At 67.5% G+C, this 21,871-nt stretch carries 16 protein-coding genes and 1 riboswitch; of the genes, 8 read left to right on the plus strand and 8 right to left on the minus strand.

Features of this window, described 5'->3' with window-relative positions:
• Positions 1 to 7 precede the first annotated feature (7 nt).
• Complete coding sequence (locus OH799_RS24055; RefSeq protein WP_406268218.1) at positions 8 to 142, minus strand: hypothetical protein; 135 nt, start codon at positions 140 to 142, stop codon at positions 8 to 10.
• Positions 123 to 1,022, minus strand: a complete 900-nt coding sequence (locus OH799_RS24060) for a polysaccharide deacetylase family protein (protein WP_406268220.1) — start codon at positions 1,020 to 1,022, stop codon at positions 123 to 125. Before OH799_RS24060 ends, OH799_RS24055 begins: the two co-directional genes overlap by 20 nt.
• 279 nt (positions 1,023 to 1,301) lie before the next feature.
• Between OH799_RS24060 and OH799_RS24065 the strand changes: the two genes are divergently transcribed.
• A complete protein-coding gene (locus OH799_RS24065; protein ID WP_406268222.1) occupies positions 1,302 to 3,674 on the plus strand; it encodes a flippase-like domain-containing protein in 2,373 nt (790 codons plus the stop codon).
• 167 nt (positions 3,675 to 3,841) lie between these two features.
• On the opposite strand, the gene OH799_RS24070 is transcribed toward OH799_RS24065, so the two are convergent.
• Positions 3,842 to 4,447, minus strand: coding sequence for a cysteine hydrolase (locus OH799_RS24070; RefSeq protein WP_406268225.1), 606 nt, complete (start codon positions 4,445 to 4,447; stop codon positions 3,842 to 3,844).
• 62 nt (positions 4,448 to 4,509) lie between these two features.
• The gene (gene fadD5 / locus OH799_RS24075) at positions 4,510 to 6,081 is read right to left on the minus strand and encodes a fatty-acid--CoA ligase FadD5 (protein WP_406268228.1); all 1,572 of its coding nucleotides are present in this window, start codon (positions 6,079 to 6,081) and stop codon (positions 4,510 to 4,512) included.
• A 258-nt stretch (positions 6,082 to 6,339) separates the two neighbouring features.
• Between fadD5 and OH799_RS24080 the strand changes: the two genes are divergently transcribed.
• Positions 6,340 to 6,630, plus strand: a complete 291-nt coding sequence (locus tag OH799_RS24080) for a hypothetical protein (protein ID WP_406268231.1) — start codon at positions 6,340 to 6,342, stop codon at positions 6,628 to 6,630.
• 97 nt (positions 6,631 to 6,727) lie between these two features.
• Here the strand turns inward: OH799_RS24080 and OH799_RS24085 are convergent, their stop codons facing one another.
• Positions 6,728 to 7,699, minus strand: a complete 972-nt coding sequence (locus tag OH799_RS24085) for an MBL fold metallo-hydrolase (RefSeq protein WP_406268234.1) — start codon at positions 7,697 to 7,699, stop codon at positions 6,728 to 6,730.
• Positions 7,700 to 7,847: 148 nt separating this feature from the next.
• Here OH799_RS24085 and OH799_RS24090 point away from each other — a divergent pair, with 148 nt between their 5' ends.
• The 3 genes from OH799_RS24090 to OH799_RS24100 are packed head-to-tail and all read left to right on the plus strand — an operon-like array spanning position 7,848 to position 14,967.
• Positions 7,848 to 8,144 carry an acyl carrier protein gene (locus OH799_RS24090; RefSeq protein ID WP_406268237.1) on the plus strand — a complete coding sequence of 99 codons (297 nt, stop codon included), beginning with the start codon at positions 7,848 to 7,850 and terminating at the stop codon, positions 8,142 to 8,144.
• A complete protein-coding gene (locus tag OH799_RS24095) occupies positions 8,141 to 13,240 on the plus strand; it encodes an SDR family NAD(P)-dependent oxidoreductase (RefSeq protein WP_406268240.1) in 5,100 nt (1,699 codons plus the stop codon). Before OH799_RS24090 ends, OH799_RS24095 begins: the two co-directional genes overlap by 4 nt.
• A complete protein-coding gene (locus tag OH799_RS24100) occupies positions 13,237 to 14,967 on the plus strand; it encodes a fatty acyl-AMP ligase (protein WP_406268243.1) in 1,731 nt (576 codons plus the stop codon). The genes OH799_RS24095 and OH799_RS24100 overlap by 4 nt, the downstream gene beginning before the upstream one ends.
• Before the next feature lie 116 nt (positions 14,968 to 15,083).
• On the opposite strand, the gene OH799_RS24105 is transcribed toward OH799_RS24100, so the two are convergent.
• The 3 genes from OH799_RS24105 to OH799_RS24115 form a co-directional block, all read right to left on the minus strand.
• Positions 15,084 to 15,488 carry an RNA-binding S4 domain-containing protein gene (locus tag OH799_RS24105; protein WP_406268246.1) on the minus strand — a complete coding sequence of 135 codons (405 nt, stop codon included), beginning with the start codon at positions 15,486 to 15,488 and terminating at the stop codon, positions 15,084 to 15,086.
• 3 nt (positions 15,489 to 15,491) lie between these two features.
• On the minus strand, positions 15,492 to 16,076 hold the full coding sequence (locus OH799_RS24110) for a C40 family peptidase (RefSeq protein ID WP_406282459.1): 585 nt from the start codon (positions 16,074 to 16,076) through the stop codon (positions 15,492 to 15,494).
• Between the two features lie 78 nt (positions 16,077 to 16,154).
• A riboswitch (cyclic di-AMP (ydaO/yuaA leader) is annotated at positions 16,155 to 16,323 on the minus strand.
• A gap of 217 nt (positions 16,324 to 16,540) precedes the next feature.
• A complete protein-coding gene (locus OH799_RS24115; RefSeq protein ID WP_406268249.1) occupies positions 16,541 to 16,804 on the minus strand; it encodes a hypothetical protein in 264 nt (87 codons plus the stop codon).
• Between the two features lie 168 nt (positions 16,805 to 16,972).
• Between OH799_RS24115 and OH799_RS24120 the strand changes: the two genes are divergently transcribed.
• The 3 genes from OH799_RS24120 (at position 16,973) to OH799_RS24130 (ending at position 21,732) form a co-directional block, all read left to right on the plus strand.
• Entirely contained in the window at positions 16,973 to 18,154 is a 1,182-nt protein-coding gene (locus OH799_RS24120; RefSeq protein ID WP_357258813.1) for an ATP-binding protein, read from the plus strand.
• A gap of 162 nt (positions 18,155 to 18,316) precedes the next feature.
• Entirely contained in the window at positions 18,317 to 20,272 is a 1,956-nt protein-coding gene (locus OH799_RS24125; RefSeq protein WP_406268252.1) for an acyl-CoA dehydrogenase family protein, read from the plus strand.
• 497 nt (positions 20,273 to 20,769) lie between these two features.
• Positions 20,770 to 21,732 (plus strand): alpha/beta fold hydrolase, encoded by a 963-nt coding sequence (locus tag OH799_RS24130; protein WP_406268255.1) that lies wholly within the window; start codon positions 20,770 to 20,772, stop codon positions 21,730 to 21,732.
• The last annotated feature ends 139 nt before the right edge of the window (positions 21,733 to 21,871 follow it).

Here is a 21,871-nt window from a genome sequence, read left to right on the forward strand (position 1 = left end):
TCCACAGTCACCGCGCGAGTTCCGGGTCGACAGCCTGCTTGTTGCGCGGCGGCTCCAGCTCGAGGCGGTGGAAGTACCGGCCGTTGATCGCCGCGCCGTTCTCGGTGGTGGCCAGGGTACGGCTAACTGAACTGATGGTCATCGGATCGCGTGGATTCGGCAAGACCCGACGCGCCCGCGTAGTGTTCGGCGATCTCGTCGCTGGTCGTCAACCAGACGCCGGGGTGGTTCGCCACGGCATCGAGCGCCTGGTCGAGGTATTTGATCCGGAATGCCTGCCCGATAACGAACGGGTGCAGGGCAAGGGCCATCACGCGGCCGCTGTCGGCCGACTCGGCGTAGAGCTGGTCGAGCTGGTCCTCGACGATCCGCACGAAATCCGGGCCGCTGGTGGCCTTGCCCAGGAACAATGCGTTGTCGTTGAGCTCCACCGAGTAGGGAACGCTGAGCACACCCGGCACATTCAGTCGGTACGGCTGGTCGTCGTTGGTCCAGTCGAGCACGTAGTTCAACCCGAGTTCGGCGAGCAGCCGCGGGGTGTGGAACGTCTCGGTGAGCGCGGGCCCCATCCAGCCACGCGGCCTGCGGCCAGTCGCCCGTTCGATGGTGGCGACGAGGTCGGCGAGATAGGCGCGCTCGTCATCCACCGACATGTCGGCCTGGAAGATCGAGTTGTTCTTGCCGTGCGCCAGCCACGCCCAGTTCCGCCGGACGCCCGCCGCGATTATCTGCGGATTGCGCTCGGCGACCTCGGAATTGAGCAATACGCTGGCTCGGAGACCATGCCGGTCGAGCACCTCGATCACCCGCCAGATACCGACCCTCGGCCCGTAATCGCGCCAACCGTAGTTCAGCGGATCGGGCGCGAGTCCCGCGGTGCCGGAAAAAATGCTCGTGGACGGGCGGTCCACCTGGTAGTGCTCGACGTTGAGACCGACATAGAACGCCACCCTGGCACCGCCGGGCCAGTGCAGCGGCGCGCGGTCGACGATCGGGCTGTAGTCGAAGAGTTCGTTGTCCATATCCCCATGCTTGATCCTCACACCAGTGTGAGGATCAATCGCGGACGTAGTGACATCGGGCACAATATGTCGCCGAGCCACGACACCGGTGGGATCTCCGCGAACTTCGACAAGTGCGCTGGCCAGTATCGTCCTTCGAACGTAACAACTGATCTCGTACGCACATGGGTAACTCGCCGGGTACGCCCAGAACACGAGTGGAACCCCACGCAGGACCTGAACGCAAATCCTGCGCCACCCGACCAGTACGGCCTGAAGACCCGGAGAGGCGGAGGAGACATGCGAGTCGACGGGCGGGAGATCCCGGTCACAGGCAGCCTGCTACAGCCGCTGATCCGTCGGACAAGTGACATCGTCCGTGTCGTCATCGCGGCGCTGTGGGTCGCGGTCGTCATCGCGGCGTCGCTGATCACCCGGCCGGAATGGCTGGCCTTGGAGCGCTCGGTCTCCAATATCGTCGGTTTCCTCAATCCTGACCAGTCGAACCTGGTGTACCTGGTCTACGGCATGGCGATCCTGGCCCTGCCGTTCGCGATCCTGATCGAGCTGGTCATCGGCCGGCAGTGGAAGCTGCTGGCAGGCTATGCCGCGGCCGGGCTGGTCGCCGGGCTGCTGCTGTCCATCACCGGCACCGGGCTGTCCACGCCGAAGTGGCACCTGCAGGTGCCGGACCGATTGGACACGTTCCTCTCCCAGTTCCTGGACGACCCGCGCTGGATCGCGATGCTCGCGGCCGTGCTCACCGTCTCCAGCCCGTGGCTGCCCACCCGACCGCGGCGCTGGCTGTGGTTCCTGCTCCTCGCGTTCGCACCGATTCACCTGGTGGTCAGCAGCGTGGTGCCCGCGCGGGCGATGTTCGGCCTTGCGGTCGGCTGGCTCGTCGGCGCGGTGATCGTGCTCGTGGTCGGCACACCCGCGCTGGAAGTCCCGCTCGACGCCGCCGTCCGGGTGCTCGCCGAGCGCGGGCACACGGTGACCGGGTTCACCGTGTTGCATCCGGCGGGACGCGGACCGCTGGTGCTCGCGGCGGCCATCGACGGCCCGGAACGCGAGCTGATCGTCGAAATGTACGGCAAGAACCAGCGTAGCTTCGGCGCGCTGCACCAGCTGTGGCGCTGGCTCACCTTCCGTACCAGCGAAACCGCCGCGCTGCACGGATCCATGCATCGCGCGGTGGAGCATCGCGCGCTCATGGCGATCGCCATCGGCGACCTCGGACTGGCCAGCTGCACCCAGGTCGCGGTCGCGGCGCTCTCGCGCGGCTGGGTGCTCTTCGCGCACACCCAGCCGCGGGGCACGCCGATCGCCGAAGTATCCGGCGACGTACTGCCCAGCGTGTGGCAGGCGCTGGATACCCTGCACCGGGGCAAGATTTCACATGGCGACCTCCGACCGACCGACATTCGAATCGCGGACGGCAGCACCGTGTTCGGCGGCTTCGACAGCGCCGAGTTCGGCGCGTCGGACAAGCAGATGCAGTCGGACGTCGCCCAGTTGCTCGTCGCGACAACCGCGGTCTTCGGCAAGGAACCCGCCGTGCGCGCGGGCATCGATACGCTCGGTGCGCAGCGAGTGCTCACCGCGGCGAGCCGATTGACCAAGTCCGCCATACCGCTCGGGATCCGCAAGGCGGTCCCGGAGTGGAAGGCCGCGCTGTCCGGGGCCCGCGACGAAGTGCGCAAGCAGACCGGGCAGGACCGGATCGAGGCCGAGCAGATCACCCGTTTCTCCCGCAACCAGATCATCCAGCTGGTGCTGCTGATCGGCCTTGTGTACGTCGCCTATCCGTTCATCAGCGCGGTCCCGACCTTCTTTACTCAGCTGAAGACGGCCAGCTGGTGGTGGGCGCTGCTCGGGCTCGCGGTATCGGGGCTGACCTATCTCGGTGCGGCGGCGGCGCTGTGGGCCTGCGCGTCCGGCGCGGTGAGCTTCCGGAATCTGGTGATCATGCAGATCGCCAACACGTTCGCCGCGACAACCACCCCGGCTCGCGTCGGCGGGCTCGCGTTGAGCGTGCGTTTTCTGCAGAAGGGCGGCATCGGCGCGGTACGGGCCACCGCCGCCGTGGCGCTACAGCAAGCGGTGCAGGTGATCACCCACGTCAGCCTGCTCGTCGTGTTCAGCATCGCGGCGGGCACCTCGACGGATCTCTCGCACTTCGTCCCCGACGCCACGGTGCTGTATCTGCTCGCCGGTGTCGGCGTCGGCATTGTGGGCACCTTCATGTTCGTGCCGAAATTGCGCCGGTGGCTGAACACTTCGGTCCGTCCGCAATTGCAGGAGGTGCTCGGCGAACTCGCCGACCTCGCGCGCGATCCCAAGCGGTTCTCGGTGATCATCCTCGGCTGCGCGGCGATCACCCTCGGCTTCGCCGGCGCACTGTGGGCCAGTGTGCAGGCATTCGGCGGCGGCACGACCTTCGTCACCGTCACCATCGTCACCATGATCGGCGGCACGCTGGCCTCGGCGGCGCCCACCCCTGGCGGTGTGGGCGCGGTCGAGGCCGCGCTGATCGGTGGTCTCGCCGCCTTCGGCTTGCCAGCGGGCATCGCGGTACCAGCCGTGTTGCTGTATCGCGTGCTCACCTGCTGGCTTCCGGTGTTCTGCGGCTGGCCGACCATGCGCTGGCTGGCGGCGAAGGATCTGATCTAGTTTCCGTACTGCGCGGTCTCGCGGCGCTCGATCGGAAGCACCTGCGCGGTGTCGTCGGCGACCGGCCGATGCCGCACCCTTTCGGAACCACAAACAGCTCGCCCGCCGCCCGTGCTCGCAATCCGGCCGCATCGACGTTCCAGACGACCAGCTGTCGGCGGCGGGCCTCACCGATTTCCGACGAGTTCGAGCGCGTGTGACGCGGTCACACTGCCCGCTGTGACGAGTTCGAGGTTGGTCAACGCCGCTTCGTGCGCTCCCGCGCCGGCCGCGGCCACGCAGTCGGCGACGGGATGCACCGTGAACCCTAGATCGGTGCCGTGCCTCGCGGTCTGCTCGACGGTGAGATTGGTCGCCACTCCCGTGATGAAGAGTGTCTCGATGCCCCGGTCCGCCAACCAGTCCGGAAGTTTGCTGCCCGCCAGACCGGACAGCTTCTGGTTGTCGAATACTTCCGTCGGCTGTGCCACCATTTCCGAAATGATCGCGGTGCCGGCCGAATCCGGCCGGAACTCGGTCTGCGCCGCACCGACCGAACGCATGAAGCCGGTGTTGCGCACGAGTTCACCCTCACCGATCGGGATGGTGAACCGGGTGAAGACCACCGGCAGCTCGAGCGCGCGCGCCGCGGTATGGAAGTTTGCCGCACGGGTCACCACGCCACTGGCGGCCACGGGGGAGGCCAGCATCGGACCGAAAAAGCCCTCCGGCCGAATGACATTCACCTGCCAGTGCAGCGCCAGCACGGCGGCGCGGATACCTTGGATCGCCATCTGCCGACTTTACGCATCGGTGTCGCTCGCTGGAGTTCGATTCACGTGAAACAAACCAGCGGTCAGGACGAATAATCGTTGCGCAGCTGCGTTTTCACAACTTTTCCGCTGGCATTGCGGGGCAGCTCTGGCACCAGCACCAGGTCTTTGGGATGCTTGTAGCGGGCCAGGTTCTCGTTGAGGAACGGCTCCAACTCGGCCAGGGTCAGCTCGTCGTCCGGATCGCGCAGCGTAACGACCGCGACCGGCACCTCACCCCACTTCTCGTGCGAGCGGCCCACCACCGCGGCCTCCCGGATCTTCGGGTGCGCGAAGAGCACGTTCTCCACCTCGGCGCAGTAGATGTTCTCACCGCCGGAGATGATCATGTCCTTCTTGCGGTCCACCACATAGACGAAGCCCTCCTCGTCCTGGCGGACCAGGTCGCCGGAGTGGAACCACCCGCCCGCGAACGCGCCCGCGGTGGCCTCCGGCTTGTTCCAGTATCCCTGCATGAGAGTTGGTCCGCGATAGACGATTTCGCCCACCTCGCCCAGCGGGACGTCATTCATCTCGTCGTCCACGACGCGCGCCTGGATGGTCGGGATGGGTTTGCCGACCGAACCGAATTTGCGGATCGCGTCCTTGCCCTCCAGCACGCAGGTAATCGGTGACATCTCGGTCTGGCCGAACACCGCGACGTTGAACGCGTTCGGAAAGCAGTCCGCCATAGCCCGTAGCACGGTGTCCGACGCGGGTGCCGCGCCCCAGCTGAGCACCTCGAGCGCGAGCTTGCGGTCTTTCACGGTCGGGTGATCGCAGACCAGCTGCCACTGCGCGGGGACGCAGAAGGCCGAGGTGGCCTGTTCGCGCTCCAATGCGTCGAGGAACTCACCGGCGTCGAACGCGCCGAGCGGGTGCAGCACGGTTTTCGAGCCGAGCAGGAAAGCCGGTGCGACACTGCCGAGTCCGGCGATGTGGAACAGTGGTGAGCTGCACAGCACGACCGAATCCGGTTCCAGCGCGAGGGCCCGTACGCAGGTGAGCGCCTGGGCGTTCATGTTCGCGTAGGTCAATACCGCGCCCTTCGGGCTGCCCGTGGTACCCGAGGTGTACATGATCAGGCTCGGAGTGTCCTCGGGAAGGTCCAGCGGGATGTGCGGTTCACCCGCTTCGGCGAGCAGGTCGTCGAAGCAGATCACGCCGTCGCCGGACTTGCCGCCGATCACCACGCAGGTCGTCAGGGTGCGCGCTTGCGCCTGCATCGCGGTGGCCAGCGGCTGCAGCAAGGTGTCGGTGACGACCGCCTTGGCGCCACTGTCGCTCACGATGTAGGCGACCTCGGGCGGCGTGAGCCGGAAGTTGACCGGGACCGCGATGGCGCCGAGCGCGTTGATGCCGAAAACCGCCTCGAGGTATTCGGGGTAGTTCAGAGCGAGGATCAGGACGCGGTCGCCGAAGCCGACGCCGCGGCGCGCGAGCCCATCGGCGAATTTCAGCGACCGCTCGCGCAGCTGCCGCCAGGTGGTGTCCACGCCACGGAATCGCACCGCGACCGCGTCCGGGCGCATCTGCGCGTGCACCGCGATCTGGTTGTTCCAGTGGTTACGCCGCGACCTCATCGGCTCGTCGAGCACTGCCGCATCGGTGGTCATGCCACGAACTCCTCTCGGACCGCCACCGGGGCCGTCGGGACATCCGACGGCGGTGACAGACTGAACCGAGGGCAGAATAACAACTAACTTAATCGTGCAGCAAGAGATCGAGCAATGAATCCACGTTAATCAGCCAAGCCGAAATCTCGGCAAGAATAGCGGACTCTACCTGGTATTCATCGCGTATCCGCGCTATTCCCACGCAGAGGCAATCACAGTGCAGGTCACTAAATATGCGAACCCAAGCTTACTTATGAGGTGAATGCACGGCGATCCGCGTGTCACCATCGAGGCCGACGGGCGCACCCCGCGCGAAGGCATGGAGAAGCGCAATACCGCAGAAGGATCGTCGCGAACTCCGAGCGCGACACCCAACTCGTCTTCCACACCAACACAGCGCGCGTCGCGGACAACGAGATCAGCCGCAAGGTCGTCGAGATCGAGAAGGCTGGAGGCACCTTCGACGACGTGCGGGATCCGGTCTCGGGTGCGCGCGGGCGCCGCGTGTTCGAGGAGGGCGACCTCGACGCGGGCATCTGGTCGGCCTGATCCACGACATCCCGAGCTGATCACCCGGATGGTCGCCGCGGCCGAGGAGCTGATCACCGCCCGCCTCGGCGAAACCGTCGTCAGCTGACGGCTCCGCTTACCTGGACGCGCGCGCGGTGACGGCCGCGTAGTCGTGACCAGCGATCAGTTCGATGCCGTCGGGCAGCGCGTGCAGGCGATGGATCGTGGCGAAGGCGGCGTCCCGGTCGGCGTCGAACAGGCGGCCGGGCATCGGCGCCTTCTCGCGCAGCAGATCGACCTGCAGCTTGCTCCAGACGGCGTCACCCGCGAACAGCACCCGGCTGCCGTCGTCCACCGCGAGCAACACGCCGATGCTGCCCGGGGTATGGCCCGCGAGATCCACCAGCAGCACCGAACCGTCGCCGAACAGATCCTTGCTGCGCGGAAAACTCAGCACCGGCGGGCCATCCAATTCGAAGCGGTCGAAGGACCGATTCCGCAGCGGGCCGCGCGCCACGCCGATCGGGGCGTGCGAGCCACCCATTGCCCAGTCGTATTCCACTGCGGGCAAACGAATGTCGACCGACGGCGGCAACTCCAGTAGACCCGACACGTGATCCCAGTGCAGATGGGTCGGCACCACGAAGTCGATGTCGGAGCCCGCGATATCGCGGGCGGCGAGCGCGTCGGACAGGCCGAGCACCGGCTTGTCCGGTGCGACGAGCAGCGGAACCGGGAACGGGAGTTCGGGAATTACCCGGTCGTGCACGCCCGCGCACAACGCCGGATCGACCAGGAAGCGCGCCTTGGGATGCTCGACCAGGAACGCCGCCATCGACAGCCGCATCTCACGCAGGCTGCGCACACCCTCGGCCACGATGGTGGTCGGCACCGACATGGTGGCCTGTGTCAGCACGGTGAGCCGTACGGCTGCGCTCGCCGAGGGAAGTGGCGTCACCTCGAGGTTTGCCAGCAGTGCGGTATCTGGGCGGCGCGGGCGCAGCAACCGGCCCGGCGTGGCGGCCAGCGCGGCGCAGCAGCGCAATACGGTGGGCAGGGTCGGGGTGCGCTCGGCGCGGGCTCGGGCACCGCTGTCCGGTTCGGTCACGGTGCCACCGTAAGCGATCACCCGCTTCGGGAAAGGACCGGGCAGGCAGCGCAAATGCGTCCTTGCCCCGAAGGAATTCTCCGGCATAATCGCGTAGGTACCGTTCTCTGTGGACAACAGCAACCGGGAGACGGGTAGGGAGGACGCGATGCGACCCAGTCTGCCGGACGGGCGTAGTGGTGCGGAGGAAAATGACGGTTCGCTCGGCTGTCGCCGACGCACCGCGCTGACCTGTACCACCGTCTCGGCCGTCGCTGACCTACTCGGCGTCGACGCCGCGTCGGTGTCGACGGATTCTCCCTTCACCGATCTCGGCCTGAGCTCCACCCAATTGGCCAGGCTGACCGCACATCTCGAAGACGCCATGGGAGTGGAGGTTCCACTGACCGCGATCTACGACCATCCGGACATCGAACAGCTTGTCGAGTATCTCGCGATGCGATGAGCACCGCGCCCCCTGACTCCGGCGGCCCGCATCCACCCGTCTCCATCGTCGGCATCGGCTGCCGACTACCCGGAGCGGCGCGCCTCACCGACTTCTGGCGACTGCTACTCGACGGCCGCGACGCCACCGCCACACCGCCGGCCGGACGGCGCGGCCACCGGCACGGCGGCTACCTCGATGATGTCGAGTCGTTCGACAACGACTGGTTCACCATCTCCGATCGGGAGAGCGCCGTCATGGATCCGCAGCAGCGGCTCGCGATGGAGGTCACGGTCGAGGCGCTCGACGACGCCGGGATCGGTTATCGTGCACGGGGTTCCAGCGCGGCGGTGGTGTTCGGGGCGTCCGGTTACGACCACGGCATCGCTGTGCTCGGCCGGCCGGGCCACGACGCACCGTATGCGGTCACCGGTTCCGCGCTCAGCATCATCGCCAACCGATTGTCGTATGTGCTCGATCTGCGCGGGCCGAGCCTGGTGCTCGACACCGCCTGCTCGTCCTCGCTCGCCGCGGTAGACCTCGCGGTCCGGCTGCTCGCCGACGGCACGGTACCCTTCGCGATCGTCGGCGGCGTCAATCTCATACTGTTGGAGCACACCTCGAACTACCTGGCCGAAAGCGGTTTTCTGGCGGCGGGCGGCCGAGCAGCACCGTTCGACGCCGCTGCGGACGGCTACACCCGCGGCGACGGCTGCGCGGTGGTGATCCTGCAGCGCACCGTGGACGCACTGCGCGAGAACAACCGGGTGTACGCGGAGATCGTCGGCACCGCCGTCGGATCGGACGGACGCTCGAACGGGCTGTACGCGCCGAACGGCCGCGCGCAGCAGGAGACGCTGCGCGCCGCTTGGTCACGCGCCGGACTCACGCCGCGCAGTGCCCACTACATCGAATGCCATGGCACCGGAACGGCTTTGGGCGATGCGGTGGAGGTCGGCGCGCTCGCCGAGGTACTCGGCGACGATGCCGGAGATCCGATCTGGATCGGCTCGGTGAAATCCAACATAGGGCATCTCGAGGCCGCCGCCGGGGTCACCGGAATGGTGAAGACCGCGCTGTCCATCTACCACGGGGTGATCGCACCGACGATCCACTTCCGGACGGAGCACCCGCTGCTGAAACTGGCCGAGCGTGGACTGCGGGTTCCGACCGAACCGGTGGACTGGAGCGACGTACCCGCATCCGAGCGCGCCGCGGGCGTCAGCTCGTTCGGGTTCGGCGGCACGAACGCGCACGTGGTGCTGCGCGGGTTCGAGTCGGGGCGGCACGACCGTGGCGACCAGCCGCCGGTGCTGATCCCGCTGACCGCCCGGGACGACGCGGAGCTGCGTGAGCGCGCTCTGCGGCTGGCCGACGAGCTGGACGCGGACACCGCCGGCGGCCCGACACTGCGCGAGTTCGTCTCGGCCACAGCGCGATTACTTCCAGAGACGATTCGCGCCGCGGTCCTGGTGAGCGACCGCTGCGACGCGGTGGATCGGCTTCGCGCCGTCGGCCGCGGCGACGCCGATGCGGCGCTGGGTCCCATGACGAACCACCGCCGCGGCGGCGTGCTCTTCTTGTTCTCCGGGCAGGGCGGGCAGCATTCGAAAATGGGCCGGTCGCTGGCGGCGAGGTATCCGGTTTTCGCCGGCGCACTCGCCGAGGCTTCCGACGCCATCGTCGCGGCGGGTGGACCGCGAATCTGGACTCCGCGGTATGGCTTCGCGCTCGCGCCGTCGGGCGCTGCCGGCGCGCATGCCACCGATTTGGTGCATCCCGCTCTCTTCGCCTTCCAGGTCGCGCTGGCGACACTGCTGGCGGCATGGGGGATTCGGCCGGACGCGGTCGTCGGACACAGTCTCGGCGAGATCGCGGGCGCGGTCGTCAGCGGCGCATTGTCCCTCTCCGATGCGGCGCGCGTCGTGGTGCTGCGAAGCGCGGCCCTGGCGCCCCTGGACGGCCACGGCGCGATGGCAGTGCTGGAAGTGGGCCCGGTGGAGGCGGCGAAACTGGTCGAGCCGATGCACACCGAAGTGGGCATCGCGGCGGTCAATGGCCCCCGGTCGGTGGTTGTCTCCGGCACGCCACGCTATATCGACATCCTGGTACGACGGGCCAGGCGCCGCGATATGTTCGCGCGCACGATCGCGGTCGACTTCGCCGCGCACAGTCCGCAGGTCGCCGCCGTACTCCCGTCGTTCACCGCGGCACTGAGCGAACTCACGCCGTTGGCGCCGCGCGTCCCGGTGTACTCCACCGCCCGGCGTGGCGAGAAGATCACCGGCGCGGTCATGGACCGCGACTACTGGGCCGACAATGTCGCGGGCACAGTGGAACTCGCCGCCGCGGTGGAATACGCGGCCGCGGACGGGATCTCGACCGTGATCGAAGTCGCTCCGCATCCGGTGCTGATCTCCGCGCTGCGGGAGTATCCGGACTTTCGCGATGCCGCGCACCCCGCGGCACTCCGCGAAGACGAGGCTGGCGGGTTTCTCACCTGTCTGGCGCGGCTGTACCTGGAGGGGAGGCCGGTCGACTGGTCGGCGCTCGGCCCCTTCAGCGTGCCGTCGCCACGCCGGTGGCGCAAGCGGCGGTTTCCCCTGCTGGTCTCGATGACTCCGCACGTGAAAACGGCCGAAACCGTTTTCGCCGCGGAGGATCTCACCGATCACATGGTGCAGGGCCTCACCACGGTGCCCGCCGTGTTCTGGCTGCGCAGGCTGCTGCGCCTGGCCCGCGACACGGCCGCGGCGGCCACGCTCGTCGACTTCGTCGTCCATGAGCGGACCGAGCCGAGCGCACTGCCCGAAGTCACCTATCGCGGCGACGGAACAGACGCAAGTGTGCGGGCGGAGGTCACAGGCACCGGAACGCTGGCTTCGGCCCGGCCCGCCGGTGACCCCACACCCGCGGACATCGTCGCATGGATGCGGGTGGTAGACGCAAATCGGGCCGCCCGACACCGAATGCGAGTCATCGCCACCGGCGCCTTCTACGAAGAGCTGCGCCGTAGACAGCTGGAGTATGGTCCGCGTTTCCGGGCGCTGCGCGGCATCGCCGCGGGCACCGAGCGGGCCATCGGTCTGCTCGACGCCGCCGAATTGCTCAACACCGCAACCCTGGACGCTTGTCTCCAGCTGCTCGCCGCCGCGGTGCTCGATGACCTGCCCGCCGCGGCGGTCCCGCTGCCGGTCGGCGTGGACTCCGCCTGGCTGTCGAGCGAACCGAATCGCGTCGTGCTCGAGGTGCACGCGCTGATTCTGGAGCGGACCGGAACCGGACTCGTCGGCGACGTCATCGGCACCGACCAGTACGGCGTTCCCTGCCTCGCCTTCTCCGGCGTGCGCATCCGTTACACAGACCCCGGTGCGACGGAGGATGTCGGCACACAGTGGGCACCGCGCGGCGAGCAGCCCGCGCCGTTCCGGCAGGAAACATGGGAGCCGCGCGATCCGGAGTCGGTCGGGCTCGGTGGAGCGCGCGAGGCGTGTGCGCGGCGTGCGTTGGTGATCGGCGCCTCCGACCTCGCGGTCCGGCTGGCCAAGGCACTGGACGCCGATATGCCGACCGAGCGGATCGCACGAGAACCCGACACAGCGATCGCGATCGTCACCGCCGTGCTGACCGGTCGCGGCGGCGCAGCTCCCACCGCGGTGGTGGTGGTCTGGCCGCCCGACGCCGAAGCAGCCGAACCGATAGGGGCCGCCACGTCGGTCGGACGGGTACTCGAGCTGCTACAGCGCGTCCACGCCGAGGACAGGACAGCATCCGTGACGATCGTGCTGCCGGACCGCAGCGGCACCCGCACACTGCCGGACGAACCCCGCTCGCGAGCAGCGGTCGCACCGGCGGCGATCGCGGGACTGGTGCGTTCGCTGCAGCTCGAGACGGGCCGGGCGGTGCGCCTGGTCTGGGCGGACGCCGACGCGAGAAATTTGCCGCTGCTGTGCCGCCTGGCGACTGCCGGGGACTTGGCGATTCCCGACGAATTGCGTCTGTACTCAGGTGATATCGCCGTTCGGCGCTTCACGCCCGCACGACCGCGCGCGCTGCCCGTTGCCACCATCGACGCCGGAGGAACCTATGTCGTCATCGGCGGGCTGGGGTTGCTCGGCTCGGTGGCCGTGCGCTGGCTGCTCGATGCGGGAGCGCGGGATGTCGTGGTGCTGACGCGCGCGCCTCGCCCGGTGCCCGCGCTGCTCGACGGTCTGGAGGATCGCATCGTCGTCGTTCGCTGCGATGCCGCCGACCCGAGCGATCTGGCCAACGCGCTGCACGATATCCGCGAATGCGGCTCGACCATCCGTGGCGTCGTGCACGCCGCGGGCGCGCTGGAGGATGCCGCGTTCGATGCGGTCACAGCGGGACAGCTAACCAGGATGCTTTCGTCCAAGGCCACCGCGGCGGGCAATCTGATCGAGCTCACCGCGACGGACCCCACCGACTTCGTTCTGCTGTTCTCCTCGGCAACCGGCGCGCTCGGCGCCCCTGGTCAGGCCGCCTACGCTGCCGCAAACGCGGCCATGGACTCGTTGGCACCGACCGCTCCGGGCCGGCGGGTTCTCAGCATCGGCTGGGGCGTCTGGGATTCCGGTCTCGCCGCGGCGGCGGGCGGTGCGAGTTATCTGCGCCGGGCGGGCATCGCGGCGTTCGACGTGCGCCGCGGGATGACCGTGCTGTCCGAAGCCCTGCGCTACGACGGCCCGTACCTGCTCGCACTGGATTACTCCCCGACGGCCGACCCGTCACCGGTGGCGCTGCGTCTGATGAATCTCCTTGCCCCGAACAAGAATTCAATTCGTATGCCGAGTGTGGACGGCAGGCCCGAGTCCGACCGGGCGCGGAAAGCACCGGACACCACCGAACCGCTGACCAGCACCATCCGCCGCGTCCTCGCGAGCACGCTGGATCTGCCCGCCGAGCACATCGATCCCGCCGCGGACTTCAACGATCTCGGGCTCAGCTCGCTGCTCGCGATCGAGATGCGCCGCAACCTGGAAGCTCGGCTACGCATTCGGATCTCCACGGCCGAACTCTTCAAGCACCCCACCATCAACTGTCTCGGCGCCGCCCTGCAGGATCGGTTCGCCACGAATACCAGCGGGGCATCGTGACCGACTGGCCCCTCGGCAACATCCTCGCGACACGCGTGGCCGAATGGGCCGCGGCCCGGCCGGACGAAGACGCCTTCACCGAACTGCACTTCCGCATGCAGGAACGTCTGCCAGTCACGCTGACCTACGCGAGTCTGCATGCCGCCGCGGGTGTGCTCGCCGCACGATTACGAGAAGAAAGCGTGCCCGGTGACCGGGTGGCCATCCTCTGCGCGCACGGAATCGACTACGCCGTGGCCTTTCTCGCGTGTCTGTACAGCAATCGCGTCGCGGTCCCGCTGTTTCCGGCCGCGGCCGAACGTCATCGAGAACGGTTGCAAGCGGTACTCGCCGATGCCCGGCCCGCGCTCACGCTGCTGTCGGCGCACGACGAGGTCAGCGCCGCGACGCTCGGGCAGGCAACCGGGCGCGTACTGGTGTTGCCGCCGGATATGACCGTTTCGGTGCCGGATGCGTCCGATCCGGTTATCGACCCGATAGGCGATGACCTCGCCTACCTGCAATACACCTCCGGTTCGACCAGATCCCCCGTCGGGGTCCGCGTGACGCACGCGAATCTGGCGACGGCGCTTTTGCAGCTGCGGCAGGCGTTGTCCACGGCGAGGGACCGGCCGATCGTGACCTGGCTGCCGTTCTTCCACGACATGGGCCTGATCCTCGGCCTGTCTCTGCCGCTCGCGCTCGGCGTCCACGGCGTCACCCTGGCGCCCGCGGAGTTCGTCAAGCGCCCCATCCGATGGCTGCGTGCGCTCAGCGACTACCGCGCCGGCCTGACCGGTTGCCCCAATTTCGGTCTGACACTGGCAGTTTCGGGCACGACGCCCGAGGAGCGGGTCGGCCTCGATCTGTCCGGACTGGCGATTCTGCTCAACGGCGCCGAGCCGGTCCGCGCCGACGCGCTGAACGAGTTCACAAGAATCTTCGGCCCGTATGGCTTCCGCCATCACGCGCACACCCCCGGCTTCGGCCTAGCCGAGGCCACTCTGACGGTCACCCTCTGCGACCAGCGGGACGAACCGGTGGGGCGCTACTTCGAACGCGGCGCACTCGCCGAGGGGCGTGTTGTTCCGATGCCCACCGGCGGCACCGCCGAAATCCAGGACGGTGTGCCGCTCGTCGGCTGCGGCACGCCCGCGGGGCAGGCGGTGCGGGTGGTCGACCCGGTCGAACGGACGGTGCTGCCGCCGGGACGAGTCGGCGAGATCTGGGTGACGGGCAGCAATGTGTGCGACGGCTATTTCGGCAGGCCCGACGCTACCGAGGAAACCTTCGGCGCCACCCTCGCCTGCGAGGGCGGCCGTTGGCTGCGCACCGGCGACCTCGGCTTCCAACACGAGGGCGAGCTCTATCTCGCGGGACGCCGCAAGGACGTCATCGTGGTCGACGGCCGCAACCACTATCCCGCCGACATCGAGATGACCGTGGAGGCCTGCGCCCGGGGAATCAGGCCAGGCCATGTAACGGTGTTCGGACATGACGACGGTCGGCGCGAAGATCTGGTGGTGGTCGCCGAAATCACCACCGCGGCCGACACCGAGCCCGCCGAGTTCTTCGTGCTCGCACGTCGCATCCGCACCGTCGTCGCCGCTACGCACGAGGTGATGCCGGGCGCGGTGATACTCGTCGAGCCGGGGCGGATTCCCAAGACCAGCAGCGGAAAGCTACGCCGCGGCGAGTGCAGGGCCCACTATCTCGCGGGCCGTCTTCGGCCGATCGCGATGATCTGACCGGGGCGCTGGCGCGATGCCGACCAGGGCGGTGGTTGTCGGCTCATAGCGCACATACCGGAGCCGGGAAGCCGTCTGTGTGCCATCGGCAGCGGTAACGTGAACCGCTAGCGAATTCAGTGCTCGGTCCGGCCCAGGAGCCGATCGGTCTCGCGTCGCTCGCGCTTGGTCGGCCGTCCTGCCCCGCGATCTCGACGGGGCATGGTCGCCGCAATCTCCCGCGGGGGAGGGGGCGGACTGCGGTCGATCAGGCACTGCGCCGCGATCGGAGCACCGACCCGCTTGGTGACGATCCGCTCCACGATGACGATGCGTTCGAGACCGCCCATCCGGATCCGGACCTCATCGCCGGGACGCACCGGTTGCGCGGGCTTGGCCGTCGAGCCGTTCACGCGAACATGTCCGCCACGACAGGCCTCCGCGGCAGCGGATCTGGTCTTGAACAGACGCACCGCCCAGGTCCACGAGTCGACTCGGGCCTGCGTCGCGTTGTTCTTGGTGCCGTGTTCGGCGCGAGCCACTCGTTACACGATACGGCGTGCGGTGACCACCATGTCGGGGCGCAGGGGGGTGTAGGAAACCGGCGTTCCTGACTGCACCGCGTTCAGCAGCTTCCCGTCGCCCGCGTAGATACCGACATGGCTGCCGTTGTTGGTGACGACGATATCGCCAGGCTCCAGGTTCTGGAATGCCACCGGAGCGCCGACGTGCGACTGCTCGAAGCTGGTACGGGGCAGTTCGACTCCCGCCTGGCGGAATGCCCACTGGACGAGTCCGGAGCAGTCGAAGGACCTGGGTCCCGCGGCGCCCCAGGAGTACTGGGCGCCGACCTTACTCTTGGCGGCGTCGAGGGCGATGTCACCCGGGTTGCTCGGCTGGGCGAACAGATCCGGCAGCAACGGCGCGAAAGCGGGCGGCTGAGGAGCCGCCTGCGGCGCGGCGGGGGCAGCGGGGGCGGCCGCAAGCGCCTGCTGGATCTGCTGGCTGAGCTGCTGGGCCGGCTGCTCGTATTCCTGCGGGATGTCGAAGTTGCCGACGCCGGGAATGTTGATGGTCGCGGCCATCGCCGGAATCGCCGGCATCGCGCCAGTCGCGGCAACCGCACCCATCACAATGGCGCCCTTGACGGAATTCGGAACCCGAGAATCCCGCTGCAAGCTGTGTTTACCCACCGAGCTACTTCTCCGATCTTGCTGCTCTCCCGCCGACCGGGTTAGCTGACGGGTTCGGGCCGGGAGAACGGCCCTACCTCGCAACCGAAATGGCCGCAAGGATTCACCCCAGACGAACCTGTGGGTCCCCGGCACGACAGCCGAGACCGATTGGCCTCGACAGCCGCTTAGGCGGTAACTAGTGGCGCCGTTTCTCTTACGAAGCGACTGACTCCACTAAGTCACGAAGAGATTACGACGCGAACGCGGTGTTGTCCAGCGCACAGAGCTGCGTTTCTCCATCGACACCGAAAAGCCTGGATGATCCGACGAAAACCGCACACCCCGATGGTCACGACTCGATCTCAACCTTCGACGCTCGATCACCGAACGGACATCTGCGGCGAATCGCGGTCGTGCGATCAGGATTCGGCGGGGCGCGTCCTGAGCGCGCGCTCGAGCTCATCGATCCTGCGCCGCGCGTCGGCCAGATCGACCTCGAGTCTGCCCAGCGCCATGACCAGCGGGCCGACCGCGAGGTCCGCGACGAGCTGGGGGTCGTCGTAGCCGCGTTCGATCGCGACGAGAATGTTGGACCTGATGCGCTGCGCCACCGTGGCGCCCGCCGGCACGTTCCACGACTCGACCACCTCTGCGGTGGTTTCAGCGATGGGTTCGTCGGACATGCCCCTCCGTTCCCGCGCGCGGTAGCGCGCGACCATTCTGGCCGAACCGCCATCAGCGTAGAAGTTCGACGGCGCGAGCACTAGTGCAATACCGTCCGCTAAGCATCTCTAGGACACGCCGTAGACAGACCCAGATTACGGGGACAAGACAGGCTACGGTGTCCGGGCATGGACCCCGTGCGGAATCCGTATGCACCCGGGGCGGGACAGCGCCCGCCCGAATTAGCCGGGCGCGACAAACAACTCACCGCGTTCGACATTGTGCTCGAACGTGTCGCGCGCAGTCGTCCGGAACGGAGCGTCATGCTCACCGGCCTGCGCGGTGTCGGGAAGACCGTGCTGCTCAACCAACTTCGTTCCGCCGCGATCTCGCGCGGCTGGGGCACCGGCAAAATCGAAGCGCGGCCGGACCAGGAACTGCGCCGCCCGCTGTCCTCGGCGCTGCATATGGCCGTGCGTGCGATCGCCATGGCACACCGCGATCCGGAGCGGGTCGACGACTTCCTCGGCATCCTCAAGGCTTTCGCGTTGCGGGCCACCGCCGACAAGGGTATGCGGGAACGCTGGCAACCCGGCATCGACGTGCCCGCCGTGACCGGTCGGGCCGATTCCGGCGACATCGAGATCGATCTCGTGGAACTTCTGGTCGAGGCCGCCGCGCTGGCCAGTGACATCGGCGTCGGCATCGCGCTCTTCATCGACGAGATGCAGGATCTCGGCGCCGCCGACATCTCCGCGATCTGCGGCGCCTGCCACGAGCTGAGCCAGGACGCGGCGCCGCTGATCGTGGTCGGCGCAGGCCTCCCGCACCTGCCCGCGGTGCTGTCCGCCTCGAAGAGCTACTCCGAGCGACTATTCAGCTATCACAGGATCGACCGGCTCGACCGAGAGTCCGCGGACCAGGCTCTGATCGCGCCCGCTCAGCGCGAAGACGTGAAGTTCACCGACGAAGCGCTCGATGCCCTCTACGACAAGGCCGATGGCTACCCCTATTTCGTGCAGGCGTATGGGAAAGCGGCCTGGGACCAGGCGCCGGAAAGTCCCATCGGTGCCGACGACGTCGAGGTGGCCGCCCCCTCCGCGGAGGAGGAGTTGGCGGTCGGCTTCTTCGGTTCCCGCTATGAGCGCGCAACCCCCGCGGAGCGTGAGTATATGCGCGCCATGGCCGACCTGGCCGGTGACGACGGCCCGGTGGCGACCGCGGCGGTGGCCAACGAACTCCGGCGCAAACCCGCCTCGCTGTCCCCGGCGCGCGACGGCTTGATCAAGAAGGGCCTCATCTACTCGGCTGAACGCGGGACGGTCGGTTTCACCGTGCCGCATTTCGGCCGCTACCTCCGCTCGGTCTGACGGCGGAGGCCGCGGCCGATGACCGTGTGGATCGGCCGTAGATCGATTTCTCTCGCAAAATGAGTAGATATTCGTAGATTTCTCTCGACGCGAAGACCTACCAGCGGGTAACAAACCCTCCTACACTGGGATGTGATCCCGATCACGTCCTAGGAGGGCATCATGGCGACAGCCGCGAAAGTCGACGCGACCGAAGAACAGGCCCGCGCACTAGTCGAGGAGTCCCGCGAAACCAGCTGGGCCAAGCCATCATTCGCCAAGGAGATGTTTCTGGGACGATTCCGGCTCGATCTGATCCATCCCTACCCGCAACCCGGCTCAGAGGACACCGCACGCACCGAGGCCTACCTGGCCCGGCTGCGGCAGTACTGCGAGACACTCGACGGATCGGTGATCGAATCCGAAGGCCGAATCCCGGACGACTATGTGAAAGGCCTGGCCGAACTCGGCTGCTTCGGCCTGAAAATCCCGGAAGCCTATGGCGGCCAGGGCCTTTCCCAGTTCGGGTACAACAGGGCGCTGATGCTGATCGGTTCCGCACACCCGAGCCTGGGCGTGCTGCTCTCGGCGCACCAGTCCATCGGAGTACCAGAACCGCTGAAGCTGGCGGGCACCCCCGAGCAGAAGGCCGAGTTCCTGCCCCGCTGCGCGGCGGGCGCGGTCAGCGCGTTCCTGCTCACCGAGCCCGACGTGGGCTCCGACCCGGCCCGCATGGCCAGCACCGCGACGCCCATCGAGGACGGCGAGTTCTACGAGCTCAACGGCGTCAAGCTGTGGACGACGAACGGCGTAGTCGCCGAACTGCTCGTCGTGATGGCGCGCGTACCCAAGAGCGAGGGACATCGCGGCGGCATCTCGGCGTTCGTGGTCGAAGCCGATTCGCCGGGCATCACGGTGGAGCGGCGCAACGCGTTCATGGGCCTGCGCGGCATCGAGAACGGCGTCACCCGGATGCACAACGTCCGGGTGCCCAAGCGCAATTTGATCGGCCGCGAGGGCGACGGCCTCAAGATCGCACTCACCACCCTGAACGCGGGCAGACTCGCCATTCCCGCCTTGTGTACCGCGGCAGCGAAGTGGTCGCTGAAGATCGCGCGGGAGTGGAGCACGCAGCGGGTGCAGTGGGGCAGGCCGGTCGGCGAGCACGCCGCCGTCGGCGCGAAGATCTCGTTCATCGCGGCCACCGCCTTCGCGCTGGAGGCAACGCTCGACCTGTCAGCGGCCATGTGCGACGAGGCGCGCAACGACATCCGGATCGAGGCGGCCCTGGCCAAGCTGTGGGCCAGCGAGATGAGCTGCCGGGTCGCCGACGAGCTCGTGCAGATCCGCGGCGGTCGCGGATACGAGACAGCGGCCTCACTCGCCGCACGTGGCGAGCGTGCAGTCGGCGCCGAGCAACTTGTGCGCGACCTGCGGATCAACCGCATCTTCGAAGGTTCCAGCGAGATCATGCGACTGCTGATCGCCAGGGAGATGGCCGACGCGCACATGGCGGCCGCAGGCGCGCTGGTCGACCGCAAGGCCGAGTTGAAGGACAAAGCCAAGGCTGCCGTCGGCGCGACCGGGTTCTACGCCAAGTGGTTCCCGCAGCTGGCCGTCGGGGCGGGCACAGTGCCAGCGGCCTATCCTGAATTCGGCCCGTTGGCACGTCATTTGCGGTTCGTCGAGCGCAGTTCGCGCAAGCAGGCCAGATCGCTGATGTACGCGATGGGCCGTTGGCAGGCCGGCCTCGAGTACCGGCAGAACTTCCTCGGCCGGATCGTCGACATCGGCGCCGAGTTGTTCGCGATGTCGGCAGCCTGCGTACGTGCACAGGCGCTGCGCAGCGCGGGCGCGCCGGAAGGCAAGTCCGCCGAGGAGTTGGCGGATGTCTTCTGCAGGCAGTCGCGGGTACGCGTGCGCAAGCTGTTCGACGCGCTGTGGGACAACACCGACGACGATGATCGCACCCTCACCCGCGGCGTACTCGACGGTCGCTACCAGTGGCTGGAGGAGGGCGTGCTCGATCCGAGCGAGGGGACCGGGCCGTGGATCGCCGAGTGGCAGGTGGGTCCGTCGACCGAGGCGAACCTCCTGCGCCCGTTCCTCCCCTCGACCCGCAGCCACGCGGGCACATAGGCGGCTGCCTCGCCTTCGCTCGTCCCGGCGCATCAGCGCCACGGGCCCTCGCACAGCCAGGCGCGGCCTGCCGGTGGACAAACGTCCTCGCGCATTAGGCGAGGACGTTTGTCACGTTCGAGGCGGTACCCGAACGTGACGCCGCGGGTTCGACGCTCGCACGATATTCGGCTGTATAGGAATGTTTGTAGAGAGGCGCAGATTTACCGGCCATCAGCGACGGCCCGTTGGATGACAAAATCTAGTGGACTCTAGGAGAACCACTCGATTGGTCGATAGAGAGACAAGCGGCGGATTCCCGGACTTGCTACGGAATTCGACTTCCGGCCCACTTTCCCGGATTCCTCGGCGAGCGCGACGGCGGGACGAGGTGTCGTTCGCCGTCTCCCGGTGGACAACGGGTCCATAACGGCGGGTATGCGGCGTTAACGGCACGGAAATCCGGATCGACAACCAGGCAAGAAGCTCCGTCAGGTGCTCGCCCTCAGGAGAGTGTCATGTCCACGACGATCGCCCGCCGCGCCGCCGATTACGACGGCCGACATGTCACGGTGTCGGCCGATGACGGTGTCCCTCTCGCGGTCCGTCTCTTCGGCGCCGAGGACGCTCCCGCGACTGTCGTCTTCGTGCATGGTCACTGCTTACGCACCGAATCCTGGTCCTTCCTGCGTGACCAACTGCTCCGGCAGTGGGGTAGCGACACCAGGATGGTGTTCTACGACCACCGAGGCCACGGCGAGTCGGGAATGGCGGATCCGTCGACCTACACGATCGACCAACTCGGACACGACTTGGACACCGTGCTGCGGACGGTCGCGCCGACCGGTCGGTTGATCCTGGTCGGACACTCGATGGGCGCGATGGTGGTGCTCGCCTATGCTCGGCTGTTTCCGGAGGCCATCGGCACGCGCGTCGTCGGCGTCGGACTGCTCGCGGGAGCCGCCAACGGCGTCACCGAGGTCGGGCTCGGCCGCTTCCTGAGCCGGCGTGCGGTGATATCGCTGCAAGCCGCCGTCACCCGGGCGCCCCGGACGATGCAGGCGTCCAAGCGACTGTCGCGGCGGTTGTTCGAGCCGATCATCCGGGAGGCCAACTTCGGTACCAGGAAGGTGAATCCACGCATCGTCGCGCTCGCCACCGCGATGCTCAACGACACCTCACTGCTGACGATGTCCAGCTTCCTGCACTCGTTGATCACTTTCGACGAGACAGCGACACTGCACCGCCTCGGCACAATCCCCGCGCTGGTACTTGCGGGCTCGGCGGACATCGTGATTCCGTTCGCGCACTCCGTGGTGCTGGCCTCCCAGCTGGCGAGTTCGGAGCTGGTGCGCCTGGAAGGGGCAGGGCACAGCGTGATGCTGGAGCGGGCCGACGAGGTCGCGCTGTCCATCGTCGGGCTCGTCGAGAGAGCCTTCGGCGCGGCGGGCCGAGGATCCGAATTCGCGGCCGCGGGCTGATCGCCGACACCCGTAAAACACGCCACAAGCGGCGGGATCGACTTCGAGCGAGCAAGAATCGAAATCATTCGGTACTGTGTTGTAGATCACGTTGTGTGGTGGGTCACACAACTCGGTGGAGCATGGTTCGAGACAGGCG

This window comes from Nocardia sp. NBC_00881, from assembly GCF_045207455.1.
Lineage (GTDB): Bacteria > Actinomycetota > Actinomycetes > Mycobacteriales > Mycobacteriaceae > Nocardia.

Bases quoted from the DNA above. Each gene is read 5' to 3' on its own strand.
- fadD5 (WP_406268228.1), bottom strand. From the start codon at position 6,081: ATGACCACCGATGCGGCAGTGCTCGACGAGCCGATGAGGTCGCGGCGT.
- OH799_RS24120 (WP_357258813.1), top strand. From the start codon at position 16,973: ATGGACCCCGTGCGGAATCCGTATGCACCCGGGGCGGGACAGCGCCCG.
- OH799_RS24090 (WP_406268237.1), top strand. From the start codon at position 7,848: ATGCGACCCAGTCTGCCGGACGGGCGTAGTGGTGCGGAGGAAAATGAC.
- OH799_RS24130 (WP_406268255.1), top strand. From the start codon at position 20,770: ATGTCCACGACGATCGCCCGCCGCGCCGCCGATTACGACGGCCGACAT.
- OH799_RS24110 (WP_406282459.1), bottom strand. From the start codon at position 16,076: ATGGGTGCGGTTGCCGCGACTGGCGCGATGCCGGCGATTCCGGCGATG.
- OH799_RS24070 (WP_406268225.1), bottom strand. From the start codon at position 4,447: ATGGCGATCCAAGGTATCCGCGCCGCCGTGCTGGCGCTGCACTGGCAG.
- OH799_RS24060 (WP_406268220.1), bottom strand. From the start codon at position 1,022: ATGGACAACGAACTCTTCGACTACAGCCCGATCGTCGACCGCGCGCCG.
- OH799_RS24115 (WP_406268249.1), bottom strand. From the start codon at position 16,804: ATGTCCGACGAACCCATCGCTGAAACCACCGCAGAGGTGGTCGAGTCG.
- OH799_RS24095 (WP_406268240.1), top strand. From the start codon at position 8,141: ATGAGCACCGCGCCCCCTGACTCCGGCGGCCCGCATCCACCCGTCTCC.
- OH799_RS24065 (WP_406268222.1), top strand. From the start codon at position 1,302: ATGCGAGTCGACGGGCGGGAGATCCCGGTCACAGGCAGCCTGCTACAG.
- OH799_RS24055 (WP_406268218.1), bottom strand. From the start codon at position 142: ATGACCATCAGTTCAGTTAGCCGTACCCTGGCCACCACCGAGAACGGC.
- OH799_RS24125 (WP_406268252.1), top strand. From the start codon at position 18,317: ATGGCGACAGCCGCGAAAGTCGACGCGACCGAAGAACAGGCCCGCGCA.